This window comes from Allobosea sp. (assembly GCF_017308075.1).
Classification (GTDB): Bacteria; Pseudomonadota; Alphaproteobacteria; order Rhizobiales; family Beijerinckiaceae; genus Allobosea.
This window is the reverse complement of sequence record NZ_JAFKFX010000028.1, coordinates 1-14,725: the sequence shown is the minus strand read 5'-3', so window position 1 is coordinate 14,725 and position 14,725 is coordinate 1. Positions and strand designations below refer to the sequence as shown.

General features: G+C 60.7%; 15 protein-coding genes and 2 pseudogenes. 12 read left to right on the top strand and 5 right to left on the bottom strand.

The features are described from left to right. Window positions 1–65: 65 nt before the first annotated feature. The 10 genes from J0J10_RS09505 (at window position 66) to J0J10_RS09460 (ending at window position 7,513) form a co-directional block, all read left to right on the top strand. On the top strand, window positions 66–446 hold the full coding sequence (locus J0J10_RS09505) for a hypothetical protein (RefSeq protein ID WP_291646254.1): 381 nt from the start codon (window positions 66–68) through the stop codon (window positions 444–446). A gap of 187 nt (window positions 447–633) precedes the next feature. Beyond that, the gene (locus tag J0J10_RS09500) at window positions 634–1,053 is read left to right on the top strand and encodes a DUF3168 domain-containing protein (RefSeq protein WP_291646253.1); all 420 of its coding nucleotides are present in this window, start codon (window positions 634–636) and stop codon (window positions 1,051–1,053) included. Beyond that, entirely contained in the window at window positions 1,001–1,969 is a 969-nt protein-coding gene (locus tag J0J10_RS27025; RefSeq protein ID WP_366825198.1) for an AAA family ATPase, read from the top strand. The genes J0J10_RS09500 and J0J10_RS27025 overlap by 53 nt, the downstream gene beginning before the upstream one ends. Next, window positions 1,944–2,498: a head-tail connector protein gene (locus tag J0J10_RS09490; protein WP_291646251.1), complete on the top strand. Its 555-nt coding sequence runs from the start codon at window positions 1,944–1,946 to the stop codon at window positions 2,496–2,498. Before J0J10_RS27025 ends, J0J10_RS09490 begins: the two co-directional genes overlap by 26 nt. Next, entirely contained in the window at window positions 2,488–2,856 is a 369-nt protein-coding gene (locus tag J0J10_RS09485) for an HK97-gp10 family putative phage morphogenesis protein (protein WP_291646250.1), read from the top strand. Before J0J10_RS09490 ends, J0J10_RS09485 begins: the two co-directional genes overlap by 11 nt. A 53-nt stretch (window positions 2,857–2,909) precedes the next feature. Next, on the top strand, window positions 2,910–3,173 hold the full coding sequence (locus J0J10_RS09480; protein ID WP_465247180.1) for a phage head completion protein: 264 nt from the start codon (window positions 2,910–2,912) through the stop codon (window positions 3,171–3,173). A gap of 77 nt (window positions 3,174–3,250) precedes the next feature. Continuing rightward, the gene (locus J0J10_RS09475; protein ID WP_291646248.1) at window positions 3,251–3,574 is read left to right on the top strand and encodes a phage terminase small subunit P27 family; all 324 of its coding nucleotides are present in this window, start codon (window positions 3,251–3,253) and stop codon (window positions 3,572–3,574) included. After that, a complete protein-coding gene (locus tag J0J10_RS09470) occupies window positions 3,537–5,138 on the top strand; it encodes a terminase large subunit (RefSeq protein WP_291646247.1) in 1,602 nt (533 codons plus the stop codon). Before J0J10_RS09475 ends, J0J10_RS09470 begins: the two co-directional genes overlap by 38 nt. 3 nt (window positions 5,139–5,141) lie before the next feature. Beyond that, on the top strand, window positions 5,142–6,860 hold the full coding sequence (locus tag J0J10_RS09465) for a tape measure protein (protein WP_291646246.1): 1,719 nt from the start codon (window positions 5,142–5,144) through the stop codon (window positions 6,858–6,860). After that, window positions 6,857–7,513 (top strand): hypothetical protein, encoded by a 657-nt coding sequence (locus J0J10_RS09460; protein ID WP_291646245.1) that lies wholly within the window; start codon window positions 6,857–6,859, stop codon window positions 7,511–7,513. The genes J0J10_RS09465 and J0J10_RS09460 overlap by 4 nt, the downstream gene beginning before the upstream one ends. 49 nt (window positions 7,514–7,562) lie before the next feature. On the opposite strand, the gene J0J10_RS09455 is transcribed toward J0J10_RS09460, so the two are convergent. The 3 genes from J0J10_RS09455 to J0J10_RS09445 all read right to left on the bottom strand — a co-directional run bounded on the left by J0J10_RS09455 (window position 7,563) and on the right by J0J10_RS09445 (window position 9,673). Next, window positions 7,563–8,117 carry a hypothetical protein gene (locus J0J10_RS09455; RefSeq protein WP_291646244.1) on the bottom strand — a complete coding sequence of 185 codons (555 nt, stop codon included), beginning with the start codon at window positions 8,115–8,117 and terminating at the stop codon, window positions 7,563–7,565. 6 nt (window positions 8,118–8,123) lie between these two features. Further along, complete coding sequence (locus J0J10_RS09450; RefSeq protein WP_291646243.1) at window positions 8,124–8,429, bottom strand: hypothetical protein; 306 nt, start codon at window positions 8,427–8,429, stop codon at window positions 8,124–8,126. A 74-nt stretch (window positions 8,430–8,503) separates the two neighbouring features. Beyond that, a complete protein-coding gene (locus tag J0J10_RS09445) occupies window positions 8,504–9,673 on the bottom strand; it encodes a tyrosine-type recombinase/integrase (RefSeq protein ID WP_291646242.1) in 1,170 nt (389 codons plus the stop codon). Between the two features lie 529 nt (window positions 9,674–10,202). Here J0J10_RS09445 and J0J10_RS09440 point away from each other — a divergent pair. Continuing rightward, a pseudogene (locus J0J10_RS09440) lies at window positions 10,203–10,577 on the top strand (integrase core domain-containing protein); the annotation flags it as partial. Between the two features lie 155 nt (window positions 10,578–10,732). On the opposite strand, the gene J0J10_RS09435 reads toward J0J10_RS09440, so the two are convergent. Then, a complete protein-coding gene (locus J0J10_RS09435) occupies window positions 10,733–12,925 on the bottom strand; it encodes a hypothetical protein (protein ID WP_291646241.1) in 2,193 nt (730 codons plus the stop codon). A gap of 319 nt (window positions 12,926–13,244) precedes the next feature. On the opposite strand from J0J10_RS09435, the pseudogene J0J10_RS09430 reads away from it, so the two are divergent. Beyond that, window positions 13,245–13,945 (top strand): annotated as a pseudogene (locus J0J10_RS09430) (IS3 family transposase); the annotation flags it as partial. A gap of 22 nt (window positions 13,946–13,967) precedes the next feature. Here the strand turns inward: J0J10_RS09430 and tnpC are convergent. Further along, window positions 13,968–14,725 (bottom strand): IS66 family transposase (gene tnpC, locus J0J10_RS09425; protein WP_291646240.1); only part of this gene is annotated, 758 nt, incomplete at its 5' end.

The following is a 14,725-nucleotide window of genomic DNA, read 5'->3' as shown; positions in this document are numbered from 1 at the left end:
CGAACCACGGTTCGCTTTTCCGGGCTGCCCTTCGGGGCGGCCCCTCTCATTTCATGGAGGTCCCTTTGAAGGACTCGTACACTTCGAACAAGGTGGTTTCGGCCATCGTTCCTGCCGTCAAAACCGCGGCAGGCGACGGCAATGCCATTGACCTTTCCGGCTTCGGCTCGGCCCTCTTCGCCATCAACACCGGCGCGGTCGCGGGCGCGGGTGATTTCGGCGTCGTCATGCAGGAATCCGACGAATCCGGATCGGGCTTTGCCAACGTCGCCGCTGGCGATCAGCGCGGCACCGTTCCCGCTACGCTTGCCGCTTCATCCGCCTATCGGATCGGCTACACGGGCCGTAAGCGCTACGTCCGGCTGAACGTCACGACTGCCGGCGGCACGTCGATCGCCCTTGGCGCTGTTGCGGTGCTCGGTCACCCGGCTAAGGCCCCGGTCTAATCAGCTTAGGCGCCTCATAATGAGGGCGCGAAGCGGCCCGTCCAATAACGAGATTTAGCCTCCCGGGCGCCAAAAGTATATCAGCGGGACAAGGCTAAAAGGTCGCGTGCACCATCTTTACTCCTAGAGACAAGGGCACAACGGCGGTCGTCCAAAGTGGCGACCGCCTCTTCATTTCAGGATCATCATGGAATTGCTTGTCCTCCAGCGCATCGTCGCGCTGTTGAAGGCCGATGCTGCTGTTTCGGCGCTTGTCGGCACGAAGATTTACGATCGCCCGCCTCATGAAAATGGCGAGCCCGCGGTTGCATCTCCCTACATCTCTCTCGGCCCACATGACGGTCTATCCGAGGATAGCGACGACTGCATGGACCTGATTGAACTCACGTTTCAGGTCGACGCATGGTCATGGGGCGATGGCGTCGCCTATAGCCGTGCCGAAGTCAGCAACATTGCTGCTGCCGTTCGGAAGTGCCTACACCGGCAGGAAATCACCATCACCGGCGCATCGGTTGAAATCCAGCATCAGATGACTCGCGTCATGCGCGATCCCGATGGCGAGACCAACCACGCCGCCATTACCTTCACTGCCGCGATCGATGCTTAGGGCACGCATCTGCTCTAGCTGCCGCAGAGCAGTACCGGCTGGCCAGACGTGCGAATGCAGGAAGACGGCAGAGCGGAAGCGGAAAGCCGCCCTAGACGCCGCAAGGCCGAAGTCCGGTGAGCGTGGCTATGACGCCGATTGGCGTGCCGTGCGTAGGCAGTACCTAGCCGCGCATCCTGGCTGCCAGCATGAAGGCTGTACGGCCGCCGCTACCGAGGTGCACCACGTCCAATCGGTTGCCAGCAGGCCCGACCTGCGCCTGCATTGGTCCAACCTATCTGGGCTGTGCCGCCACCATCATAGCGCTATCACGGCGCGTACCCAGTCGTTCAAGATGTCCGCTGAAGCGCGGGCACGCACCTGGCCTGCTGGCCTACAGCCTAGCGCTATACCCTTGACCATCGTGTGTGGTGCGCCTGGCTCAGGCAAGAGTACGTGGGTGCGTGAGCGTGCTGGTCCGCATGACATCGTCATAGACCTCGACGAGATCAAGGCCGAGCTTGCTGGCTGCGCCATCTATAGCGCAGAGGCACGATGGACTGGACCTGCGCTCGAGGAGCGCAACCGGATGCTGCGGTCGTTGGCCGTTGCCGTCACAACTTGTGACGGCAACCATGCTTGGTTCATCGTCTCCGCACCCGAGCCCGCAGAGCGCGACTGGTGGCAACGCGAGCTTGGCGGCACGGTCCACGTCATGGACACAGACGAAGCCATGTGCGTGGCGCGCATCAACGCCGATCATCGAAGCATCGGGCACCGCGAACGCATGACAGCGCGCGTCGCCGAGTGGTTCGCCAAGGCGAGGGGGGAGGTCCAGACCTTCCAGCCACCAGCCCGCACCGCGCCTCCCCAAGCGACATTTCATTCTGGTTTATTGGAAATTTCACCTAATGAGTCGAAGCCTTATTTTGGTTGACGGCCCGGAACCGATCGTTCCGCTGGACCTCGCCAAGGACTACCTCCACGTCGCGCACGACGACGACAACAGCATCATCCAGCACCTCATTGACGCCGCGACGCAGAAGCTCGACGGGCCTGATGGCCTGCTTGGCCGTAGCCTCGGCGAGCAGACTTGGCGCATGGAGATAGACGGCCCTCTGTGTGGTGCCATCCGCATTCCGCTCCCGCCGCTGATCAGCGTCGACACGGTCCAGTACATCGCAGTCGGCGGCTCTGGCGTCGTCATGGATCCGAGCACCTACCGTGTTGTCGGTGACCGCGTCGTGCCTGTCGGTGACTGGCCATACGGCGCGCACAGCGCCGAAGTCATCTTCACGGCAGGCTATGCCGAGACCCCGGCGCCGATCATCCAGGCCATCCTGACTATGGTCTTCTACTGGTATGAGAATCGCCCCGCTGCTGCAGCTCCGACTGGTGCTGTGCAGGAGGTTCCGTTCGGGCTCGACGACGTCATTGCGGCCTATCGGGTGCCGTATGTCGGTTAGCATCAAGCTCAAGGGTGTGAAGGGCTTGGCCCGGGCCTTCCGCAATGCGTCCGGGCTCGTCAGCGAAAAGATCGACAAGGCCATAGCCAAGAACGCTACCGAGATGGTGGCGACGGCGAAGTCTCTGGCTCCGCGCGACGATGGCGAGCTTGAGGCCAGCATCGGCTCGGCGAAGATCGAGAACGGCTACCGCGTCGAGGCCACGGCACCGCATGCCGGGTTCGTCGAGTGGGGCACCCGGAAGATGGCGGCCAAGCCGTACTTCTTTGTCTCGTACCGGCTCAACAAGAAGCGCTTCAGGTCGCGGACTCGCCGAGCCGTCAGGGCTGCGATCAAAGAGGCGGGACTTTCCCAATGAGATCCAAGCTACATTTCCAAGCAAGATCCGAAGTCGACGATGGTTTTGGCAATGTGACGTCAGGTCCATTCGAGACCGTCTTCACGGAGCCGGCGCGGCTGCGCCCCGGCATCGGTTCGGAGACCGTTCAGGCGGCTCGTCTACAGGGCGTCCAGCCGTACACAATCACCATCCGCAGCTCGGCTAGGACGCGCACGATTACGACCGCCTGGCGGGCCGTGGATGCCCGCGACGCGACGCGCATCTTCGACATCAAGGCCATCGCCAACCCGGACGAGTGGGGCATGAACCTGAACCTCGTCGCGGTGCAGTCGTGAAGGGGCGAAAGGCCGCCGTCACAGCCACAACCGGCGCGCTCAAGAAGGTGCCGCCAGCGCCGAAGGACTTGAGCCCGTTGGCACAGAAGGTGTGGCGCGCCGAGCTTAGCGCGCTGGTTCGGGCTGAGAAGATCGCGGCGCATGAGCTGCCGCTGTTCAAGTCCTACTGCTCCGCCACGGCCCGCATCGACGAAGCGCAGGCCGAGATCGTGAAACACGGTCTCCTGATCGTCGGCGCGTCCGGCGAGCTGAAGCGCAACCCAGCCACCACGATTCAGAAAGAGGCCATCGCCCTGCAGGCGAGGCTCGCGACCGAGTTCGGGATCAGCCCGGCGTCGCGCAACAAGGTTTCAGGTTTCACTAGTGACGAAGACGACGCGCCGCCCGGCGTGGATATCTGACGGCACGCAGCTTCCAGACCCACTCGGTAAGGGGCAACGCGCCGTCGATTTCATGACGTGGATGCGGCACCCAAAGAGCCTGTCGGGTCGGTTTCATCTCGACCCCTGGCAGGAACGCGTCGTCCGGAAGGTCTATGGAACGACCCAGCCGGACGGCACCCGCCAGTATCGCACCGTATTCCTGATGGTCGGCCGAGGCGGTCGAAAGACCGCTTTGGCTGCAGGTGCGGAGATGCTTCACCTGGTCGGGCCGGAGCGCATCCCCGGCTCGCAGATATACAGCGCCGCGAATTCACAGAAGCAATCTTCTCTCTGTCACAGAGAGATGGCTGGCATCATCCGGAACACGCCGAAGCTTAAAGCCGCGGTCAAGATTCAGGATACACTGAAGCGCTGCCGCTACATCAAGCAGGACGTGATCTATGAGGCCATGTCCGCTGACGCCAGCAATGCTCACGGTCTGACGCCCGCCTTCACGTTCATTGACGAGCTTCACGAATTCCGCACCGGCGACCTGCTGGACGCCATTCGTACCGGCCACAATAAGACCCGGAACAGCCTTCTCTTCATCGCCACCACGGCGGGAGCGGGCCGGGATACGCCTGCGTACGACTTCTATGCCTATGCCAAGGACGTAGCGGCCGATCCCTCAATCGATCCGTCATTTCTGCCGATTCTATTCGAGGCTGGTCCGGACGATGACTGGCGCGACGAGGCGGTATGGCATGAGACGAACCCCGGGCTCGCGCTCGGGTATCCGGACATCGGAGGTCTGCGCACCTACGCCAGTGAAGCGCAGCACCGCCCCAGTCAGCGCGACGCCTTCCGTCGTCTGCACCTTGGCGTGTGGCTCGAGCAGAGCGAAGCACCCTGGCTCGATATGGCGATCTATGACGAGGGTGATCAGCCCATCGACATGGAATCCCTGGCCGGCGAGCCCTGCTTCGTCGGCGTCGATCTTGGCTTCACCGAGGACTTGGCGGCCGTAGTCGCTGCGTTCCCGCGACCAGACGGCGCGGTCATCATCGTGCCGTGGATCTTCGCGCCAGACGACACACTCCTGGCCCGTCAAGAGAAGGACGGTCAGCCTTGGCTTCAGTGGCGTGACGACGAGCACCTATTCACGATGCCCGGGCGGAGCGTCGACCTTGAGGTGGTCGAAGCCAAGATTCGCGAACTGGACGACCTATACGACGTCCGCGAAATCGCGATCGACCGCTTTGGCGCGCATGGTGTTAGGCGCCGGCTGGAAGATGATGGCCTTCCCATCTTCGAACACGGCCAGTCGTTCGGCCACATGGGTCCAGCGATTAAGGCCACCGAGCGCCTGATCCTAGAGGGCCGTCTTATCCATGGCGGTCACCCGATCCTGCGCAACCACTTCGCAAACGCGCACCTTCGCGCCGACGATATGGGCAATCAGCGCTTTCAGAAGGGCCGCGACCGCTCCCGAAAGGTCGACGGCGCAATCGCTGCTGCAATGAGCATTGGTCGCGCTGACGCCGCGGTGGAAGCCGGCTCAATCTTTGACAATTACGAGCCCGGTTCGCTCGTCTTAGGATAATCAATGGCAAACAAAGACATGGCCCGCGTGGTCGTTCAACTTGAGGCGGAAGTTGGTCGCCTCAAGAAAGACTTCGATAAGGTAGAAAGGGTCGTCCAAGGCGCCAACGACAACATGGTTCGATCTACGCGCAAGGCTGCACGGAAGATGGAAAGCGACATGTCGAGCGCCGCGACCAAGATCACGGGCTCGTTCACGAAGGCGGGCGCTGCCGCGGTCGCGGCGATCAGCGCAGGGCTCTCCTTCAACGAGCTGCGCAAGACCGCGGACGAGTACAAGAAGATCGTCAACACGCTGACTGTCGCGGGCGTCACTGAGGCGCAGCGCGGCGGTGTTCTCGATGCCCTGACGAAGTCGGCGCAGGCCAACGCCGTGCCCTTGGAGGCACTGGCCAGCCTGTACGGGCGCGTCAGCCAGGCGCAGACGACGCTGAAGACCACCAGCGGCGAACTTTTGCAGTTCACGGATTTGGTCAGCCAGGCGCTCCGCGTAGGCGGCACGTCGGCCTCGGAAGCGTCGGGCGCGCTGCTGCAGATGGGACAAGCGTTGTCCGGCGGCGTGGTTCGTGCGGAAGAATATTCGTCGATGCTTGAAGGCGCATACCCGCTCCTTCAAGCTGTTGCGGCGGGCCTGAAAGAGGCCGGTGGCGACGTCAGCAAGCTCTCGTCGCTGGTGCGCGAGGGCAAGGTTTCGTCCGAGGCGTTCTATCGTGCCGGCCTGGCAGGCGCACAGGTGTTGCAGGACAAGCTCGCCGGCGCAGTCACCACGACCGATCAGGCGACGCAGCGACTCCGCAACGAGTTCACCCTGGCCGTCGGCAAGTTCGACGAGGCTGTAGGGCTAACTCCGGCGCTGGTGAAAGGCCTAGATGGCGTCGCAGGCAGCATGGCAGGCATCGGCTCGGCTGCGACGTCCGCCGTCACCGGCGTCCAGTCGCTGCTGGACAAGGTCATTTCGCTCTACGAGGCGAACGGCAAGGTTCTCCGTCAGCAGGGGCTGAGCTACCAGGACGAACGTGCGCGCCGGACTGATGCTGCCCGCGCCATGGGGACGGCGAACTCTGGCGGTCGCGATGCCGTTGCCGCGGAACGTGCCGCTGCCGAGGTCGCGGCGTCTCGGAAAGCCATTGCGAGCTTCCGGGCCAGCGAGGCCGAGTTCGCCAATAGCTACAAGCCTCCGACCGCGGCGCCGAAGACGGTGGTCCCGCCGGAGAAGCAGGTGTCGCTCGCCAACTTCAAGGTTCCTGGCGCGAAGGAGGGCGGCGGCTCCGGCTCGTCCAGCAAGGAAAAGCTCGACGCCTATGAAAAGGAGCTGATCGCGGTCGAGAAGCGGACGAAGGCTGCCCAGCTCGAGGCCGCCATGGTCGGCAAGTCGACATTCGAGAAGGAGAAGGCCAAGGCCGCCCTTGATCTCGAAACGGCGGCGAAGAAGGCCAATCTCACGGTCACCGAGGAGATGCGCCAAAAGATTGAGCAGTCGGCGACCGGTTACGCCAACGCCAAGGTCAAGGTCGAAGAGGTCAAGAAGGCGCTGGAGAGTGCCCAAGAGGCGCAGCGATTCTTCGGGGAAGCCATCACCGATTCGCTCTCAGACCTGATCATCGACGGCGGCAAGGCCGAGGACGTTTTGAAGTCACTTGTGAAGCAGCTCGCGAAGGCCGCGCTGCAAGCCGCGCTCATCGGCGGCGGCCCTATTGGATCCATTTACGGAGTACGCGCATGAGCGCCGTCAACATCATCACCGAATCCGACGCCATCCATATGTTCTGCGATGGCGCCCATTACCTCGGCGACGGCACGCTAGGTGCGGTATCCAGCAAGGGCCACCTCCTTCCCCATCTCCGAGCCGCAGCCAGCGTGCGCGGGCCGACACTGCTCATGGACATGCTGGCGCCAGAGATCGGGCGACGGTTCGAGACCTTCGAGAAGATGGTTGAAGGCATCGTGGACCTCGCGCGCGAAGTATCCGAGCGCGAAGCTGACACGCTTGGCATCTGTCAGATCGGCGCCGACTTTGACCTGTTCGTCGCCGGCTGGCTGGGAAATCAGCCCGTGGCATATGTCCTGTCCAGCCATGACACCAACGTAGAGCCGTGGATTCTGCATGAACTCGGGCCGATCGCCATCGCTCCCTTTGATGCTGAGCTTGGCGCGAAGCTGGAGGCTATGGAGCCGACCACAGACGTGCTGTCAGCGGGCATCGCGATCATGGAGGCCCAGCGTGGCGTCCATGGCCAGAATGCCGGCCACGGCCCCGCTATGGCTGGCGTTGGCGGGCATTGCCAGTGGATCAAGATCACCCGCGACAGCATCCAGACCGCGATCGTCCGGAAATGGGATGATGTCGTGGGGGAAAGGCTGGGCTTAGCGGCCTAGTTACTCCCGGCCCGTGATACCGGATGTACGTACACGGGCCGGATAGGCTCTAGATCGAAGTACGATAGGTGCTCCAAAGGCGCTCCATTGCCTCATAAGCTTCCCTGCTCCGCTCCAAACGGACTTCGTTGTTGTGCAGACCGCACTCGGGCCAAAGACCGTGATCTTCCCTAGCAAACTTGTTCGCATCGAGAATTCTGGCAATTTGCTCGCGCTGCGGCAGGCCGTCTATGCGGTTAGCATCCACGGCTACACGCTTAGCGACGCTTTGGCAGAGTGAATCCTTCTTTCGAATTCGCCCTACCCGAGCCCCAGCCTGATCGACTTCGAAAATGGTATTGCTGCCCATCCAGAAGCCGTAACTTGAAGGCGGAAAGTACTGAGCGAAGCAGGACGGCTTTCCCGACTTCTCACCGTATGCATTTTTCTTTCCGCCGGCGCAGGCTATCGACCAGTATCCGATGGTAGCTTTGTAACTGGCTTCGTCGACCGAAGTAGCGCGGCCCTTCTCCGCTTCTTCCGCTGCCCATTTTGCACGAAGACTGTCCGGTGTATTGCATCCGGACAGAAAGAATATGGCAATCAAACCGACAGCAATCTTCATGTCTGTTCAGTTCGGAAGGTTGCAGTAGGCGATGCTGTTAGAGCCGCTATAAGGCGACTTTATCTGAAGCGTCCAGCCACTATCGAAACTGATCTTCTTTTCTTTCATCAATCCCGATATTTGCCCGCAGAGTTTTCTGGCCTCGCCGCTGTTCATATCAATAACCGTCGTTACCGACTGCCTCCAGCCCGAAACGGAACACGGAGAGCTGGCCAGGCCTGCAGAGTCGATCACTTTGCAGAGTGCGTAGGCATTGCCGACCGTGTCCGCCGCGGCCGGCGACAACATCAACAAGGCAATGATAGCCGTCACCGATATCTTCATCGTACCCCCCCGCTTCCCCAAGGGCACGATACTAGCCGGTTGGGGCTGAGCTAGGGGCTACTTTAGTCGGACGCGAGATACCCCGCCCAATCCGTCATCAGCGCCCGCCGCTTTTCAAGCGCATCGCTACGCCGATAAGCCTGCTCGACCTGATTTCCGACGGCGTGCGCCAGGCAGGCTTCCGCAACCTCGCGCGGATGCTCGGTGCAGTCGCCAGCCCAATCCCTGAACATCGAGCGCAGGCCATGCAGGGTCGCCGTCTTGTCGGGCGATGCCAGCCGAAGCGCTTTGGTCAGCGCCGTATCAGACACCGGCCTGCCTTCAGTCCCGCCCCCGAACATGTACGGGCTCATCGATCTCTGGCGCATCGCCTCGACGATCGCCAGCGCCCGGTCGCAGAGCGGCACGACATGCTCCTTGCCGGCCTTCATCCGTTCGGCGGGAACGGTCCATGTCTTGGCATACACGTCGACCTCGTCGAACAGCGCTTCACGAGCCTCTCTTGTACGCGTTGCCGTCAGTGCCAAGAACTCCACGGCTCGGGCTGCCGTGCCGGAGGACTGCCTGAGCTTCATCATGAAGGCCGGCGCGTCCTTGTAGGCCAGCGCGGCGTGGTGCCCCCGCTGGAGCTTCTTGCGGGCAGGCATCACCTTGTCGAGCAGACCCCGCCAGCGGGCCGGGTTGCCTGCGGTGCGCCACTCATGTGCTATGGCGTAGTCGATCACGGCTTGGATACGCGACCGAAGACGATCTGCCGTCTCCGGACGCTCCTGCCAATGTGGCATGAGGCAGTCCTTGACGTCGCCCATGACGATGTCAGCAACAGGCTTGTCGTGCAGGGGCTTCGCATACTCGCGCAGGGTCATGCGCCACTGATCGGCATGCTTCGGATTCGTCCACTCGGATTCCTTGGCCGAGATCAAATCCTCCATGCAGTCCTTGAACGTCTTCGGCTTAGGTGGCCGGCGCTCGCTCATCGGATCTTCACCGCGGGCAAGGCGCTGGCGGATAGCCTCTGCCTTCTCCCGAGCCAATGCGAGTGAGACTGGCGCGGTGCCCTGCCCATAGCCGCCAAGGCCGATCTCTGTGCGAGCCGTGCCACGGCGGTAAATGAAGAGCCAGTTCTTGGAGCCCTTCGCCTGCACCCGGATATAGAGGCCATCGCCATCACCGTAGATACCCGGCTTGTCTAGGGCCTTCACCCGAGTCTCTGAGAGCTTGTTCTTGGCCACGAAAGTCTCCGCCAAACCCCGATGTCTACAACGGTTAACATAACCGCCATTTTGACAATCGTGATTTTGCGAGGTTTTTCAATGCCAAAAATCGCTGAATGTCAATAAAAACGGCGGAGAGGCGGACGCCCTGTCCGCCAGCAAGTCTCCCAGCTTCAGCCCTCAGCGCAGAACCGCTCGAAATGGCCGGTATTTCCGGGCCTTGGGCGAGTCACGCCGCTCTCCGTTTCGCTTCAGCCTAGAGAATTCGGGCCTCTCAAACGCACGATTCTCGGGTCCGCCCCGCGCTAGTGCGGTTCCTCGCGACAACCGCGGTGGCCGAGCTCTTGTGCGAATCTGGCCCTTTCCCGACACTCACAACGTCCGGTTTCGGGCGGTTCGGTTTGAGGTTAACTGACTCCACCCGAAGGCCGGCCTGGAAAGTCCAGGCGGCTTCCCGCAGCTCGGGGCACGCAGGGTCGCAACCGGCCCGCATCGGGCTCCGCCCTCGATCGCGCCCCTTCCATCCCCCGGATCGACGCGCGTGTCGCAGCGGTTTGCCCGCGAGCTCGACGCGCTCATAGCCCTTCGCGGTCGGCCGCTCATGGTGGTCAGCGACAACGGCACCGAACTGACCTCGCGCGCGATCCTGCAATGGCAGGAAGACAGCCGGGTCGAGTGGCACTACATCGCACCGGGCAAGCCCATGCAGAACGGCTTCGTCGAGAGCCTGAATGGCCGCTTCCGGGGCGAATGCCTGAACGAGCACATGTTCCGAAACCTGCCGAGCGCTCGCCGGCTGATCGAGGAATGGAGAGCGGACTACAACGCCCACCGGCCGCATACGAGCCTTGGCGGCCTCACCCCGAACGAGTTTGCAACCCAGTCCAGAACGGGCCAAAGCGAGAACAGAGTCCAGTTATGAACGAGGGGAAATAGGGGGCAACGTCACGCATTCGCAGGAAAGGCGCCTTACGAGGCGCTCCGAGAACGGCTATAAATAACCGCTCGGATGTCTCACTAGCTCGCCGACATTACAGCGGAAATGGCGCTCAATCCGGGCCAATTCACGACTCCATTCTAGAACCGTGGCAATCTCGGCCGCCGGACATCAAATATCGGAGTCAAAGGCGGTCGGGGCGGCGGAGGGATCCATGGAGGCAAGGGCGGCGAGGGCATGGGAAGCGAAGCAGACGGGGCGGGTTGTGGAAAAATACTCTGTGCTAACTGCCTCGCTATCCTTGCAGCCTCACTGTTTGGACCGAAAGTTCGGTTAGCGAGGCCTTCAGCTTCGGCGATCGCACGCTTGGCTGTATCGTCCAGAGCCTCTCCCGCGGCGCTTGCCGCATCATTTGCGGCTTTCATAATCCTAACAGCTTCATTTTTGCCGCCAGGTCCCTTCGTAAGATCATTCCAGGCATTCTTAGCCAATTTAATAAAGTCATTATTTGTTCCGAATTCGGTATTCCCCAGCAGAACTGCAATTTCCATCTGGCCAGGACACTCTGGAGTGCGATATTGTTCCGCGAAAGCCCTTTTAAGGTCTTCCTCCTCTTTGTCAGCCTCCATGGTCCGTTGCTGTTCTTGTTCGGTGGATTCAATTCTTCGGGTCCGCGCCGCGAATTGCCCCGAAACGGCAATTCCATCGCGAGTCATGCTCGCTTGCCCCGGGATCAATGCAAATTCCGCCACCTCCCATGCCGGCAGCGCTTGAAAATCAGTGCCATTAATGGGCACCGCCTTTCTGCCGTCAATACGGCCGCGCACGACAAACGGTCGATCGGTGAGGAGCGGCACAGGCTGAACGAAGCCAGCAAGTCCGGGCAGCGAAATCTTTGCCCCGACTGACAGAACTTTCGTCCAGCCCCAGTCGAACTTCAGCTTGCCATCGGTCCTTGCCGTGAGGACAGCAGGTCTGCACTCAATGGTTGGGAATGCGGCCCACAGGCGCCGTTGACCTATCGCCACAGACGACAATTGAGCCGATCCACTTGCATCGATATTGGCTGTCTCGAGGTCCATTTGGACGACGGTTGATGCGCCGCCACCGACGAGTGGATCGACATGCAATTTGATAGTAGCGTTCCCTGACGCCTGCACTTGCCCCTGAAATTTGAGTCCATTCTCGCTCCATTGCGCGGCGATGGAACTGACTAAAAGTGATCCCTTAATGGCATTCACGCCGTATAGGTCGACGACCGTACCGCCTTTGCCAAGAATTTTGTTGAACCATTTGGTTTCGGCAAGATGCCCCGACACGGCCTTGGATCTGATGGCCACTGTTCGTTGATTGGGAGGCAAGGCAGCGATTCTGCCAATGCCGGATTCGAAAGCCCTTCCGTTCACCCAGAGGAGAAAATGAGCCCCCTGGGGGACAACGGGACGCGCCACGGCAGCGAGGCTCTTCCTGGCTTCGGCGATCTCAGTGTCGAGTTGAGATGCAGGCGGAGAGCCACGCTCGAATTTTGGAAGCTCAGCTTGCCCCTCTGCTCTCTCAGTTGCAGAGAGCCAAAGCCCACCGTCGATGAAACGAGGGTAGCTATAAGACACCCCAAAGCGCTCCTGAGGGCCAGATAACTTCAGCTCAAGATCGATCCAGTTAGCGTCTTTGGGTTCGCGCACCGGAACCTTTGGAAGCATTGTGCGCTCGATGTCGAATTTGACCTCTGGAAGAGGTATGGCAACCTGAAGTTTTTCGGCGTAACTAACAGCGATACCTCGCGCGATGAGATCAGATGCAAAACCCCGAACCGAAATTCGGAAAATGCTCCACCCCAAATCGGGCTTTAGACGCAGGATGCGAACACTGAATTTCGCAATGGTGCGCCCATCTTTATGCCTGCTGAAGTCTGAGAATATGAGCGTTGCCTCACCTTCGAGATCAATCCTGATTTTTTTGCTAGGAGAATTTGCCGAGATCCGAATTTTTCCTGACGGAAATCCGGATTTGAACGACGGATCAAAGTATTTTATCTCAATCTCTAGGTAATCACTTGATCTAACGGATTCTTTGTATATAATTTTTGTTCCATTGATTAGATTAACTGCCTGACGCATGCCTTCTTCAGAAACATATATCGCCGCATCTGACGCTGTTATTGATTTATGTTTTGCGTGATAATGCAAAGACTGGTGAAGCGCGCGCCATTCCTCCTCCTTAGCGTCGATAACGTATTGGTCGGAGCGTAGAATTAGCCACCCCAGGCCGCCAAGGGCGGCCAATACGATCGCAATGGCCACGCGATTCAATGCGGTCTTGAGAGCGCCCGCCATAGCCACCCCCTCACATTCACCCGTCACAGATACCCTCGGGCAATTCGACCGGACAGGCAAGTGGTGAGGAGCTGCGGCCAGAACTCAATGACTTTAGCTCATTCTCTGCGTGATGTATAATTGGAAGCCGTGTTTCAACGGATTTTCGCGGCCATTATGAGGCTATTTTAAGCGCATGGATCAAACCCGAAAAGAACGTCGCCATAACTATTTCTGAAATCGTATTTAAGCTGAAATTTTCCTGCGCGAACGATGAGGATTGAATAGCCGCTAGATTTGTAGACGCCTTCTTCTCTAATTTTGAGGCAAGTAGGCCATGATGGGGCCCGGACATTTCACGGACGATTTCAAGCGTGACGCGGTCGCGCAGATCACGGAGCGGGGCTACCCGGTTGCAGAGGTGTCCAAGCGGCTCGGTGTGAGCCAGCACTCGCTCTACGCCTGGAAGCGGAAGTTCTCGAAGTCATCGGCCCCGGCTGGTGTTGACCAGGCTGCGGAGATCCGCCGTCTGAAGGCGGAGCTGGCGCGGGTCACCGAGGAGCGCGACATCCTAAAAAAAGCCACCGCGTACTTCGCCAAGGATGCAAAGTGAGATACGCGTTTGTGGCCGAGCATCGCCGCGAGCTCCCGGCGCGGGCGATGTGTCGCCGCCTGCGCATCCAGCCCAGCGGTTTCTATGCCTGGCTGAAGAATCCGTTGAGCCGGGGAGCTCGGGAGGATGCGCGCCAGATCGAGCTTCTCGACAGGGCCCGGAAGGAAAGCGGCCGGATCTACAGCTATCGCAAGCTGCATGACGATCTGCTCGACCAGGGCGAGACCAGTTGCGCCAACCGGGTTGCCCGCCTCGCTAGGCTGGCCGGGATCAAGGCCCAGATTGGCTATCGGCGCCGGCCGGGATCTCATGGCGGCAAGCCGTCGGTCGTGGTCGACAACACCCTGGCCCGGCAGTTCGATGTCGAGGCGCAGGACAAAGCGTGGGTGACGGACATCACCTACATCAGGACCCAGGAAGGTTTCGCCGTAAGCGGGTAGCCGGCACCGTTCAGGATTTGAAGTTCCAGGGCATGAGCTGGTCGATCTGGGAGATGGGCCAGCGGTCGGCGATGCGCTGCAGTGTTTGGGTCAGCCATGCGAGCGGGTCGACGTCGTTCATGCGGCAGGTCTGGAGGAGCGTCGCGATCGTCGCCCAGGTTCGCCCGCCGCCATCGCTGCCGGCGAAGATCGCGTTCTTTCTGACGATGGTCTGGGGTCTGATGGCCCGCTCGACGATGTTGGAGTCGATTTCGATCCTGCCATCGCCGATGAAGCGCTCCAGGGCCTGGCGGCGCGCAATCGCATAGCGGATCGCTTCGGCCAGTTTCGATTTCCCCGGGATCCGTCGCAGCTCGGCCTCCCACAGCGCGAAGAGCTCGGCGACGATCGCAGCCGAACGTTCCTGGCGATACGCAGCACGGATCGCTGGATCTTGGCCGCGGATTTCGTCCTCGGCCTTCCACAGCTCGGCCATGACGGTCACGGACTGCGTGGCGATCCTGGATGTCCCGTTGATATGGAGTTCATAGAAGCGCCGGCGCAGATGTGCCCAGCAGCCGGCGAGCGTGACGGTCTCGTTGGTGCCGGCCTTCGCCTTCGCGAGCTGCGCATAGGCCGCGTATCCGTCGACCTGCAGGATACCGGCGAAGCCTCTCATATGGCGCGCAACGCAATCCCCGCCGCGACTATCCTCGAAGCGATAGGCGACCATGGGCGGCGACGTGCCGCCAAAGGGCCGATCATCGCGTGCATAGGCCCATAGCCAGG

Bases quoted from the DNA above. Each gene is read 5' to 3' on its own strand.
- J0J10_RS09460 (WP_291646245.1), top strand. From the start codon at position 6,857: ATGAGCGCCGTCAACATCATCACCGAATCCGACGCCATCCATATGTTC.
- J0J10_RS09435 (WP_291646241.1), bottom strand. From the start codon at position 12,925: ATGGCGGGCGCTCTCAAGACCGCATTGAATCGCGTGGCCATTGCGATC.
- J0J10_RS09485 (WP_291646250.1), top strand. From the start codon at position 2,488: ATGTCGGTTAGCATCAAGCTCAAGGGTGTGAAGGGCTTGGCCCGGGCC.
- J0J10_RS09490 (WP_291646251.1), top strand. From the start codon at position 1,944: ATGAGTCGAAGCCTTATTTTGGTTGACGGCCCGGAACCGATCGTTCCG.
- J0J10_RS27025 (WP_366825198.1), top strand. From the start codon at position 1,001: ATGGCGAGACCAACCACGCCGCCATTACCTTCACTGCCGCGATCGATG.
- J0J10_RS09455 (WP_291646244.1), bottom strand. From the start codon at position 8,117: ATGAAGATTGCTGTCGGTTTGATTGCCATATTCTTTCTGTCCGGATGC.
- J0J10_RS09500 (WP_291646253.1), top strand. From the start codon at position 634: ATGGAATTGCTTGTCCTCCAGCGCATCGTCGCGCTGTTGAAGGCCGAT.
- J0J10_RS09465 (WP_291646246.1), top strand. From the start codon at position 5,142: ATGGCAAACAAAGACATGGCCCGCGTGGTCGTTCAACTTGAGGCGGAA.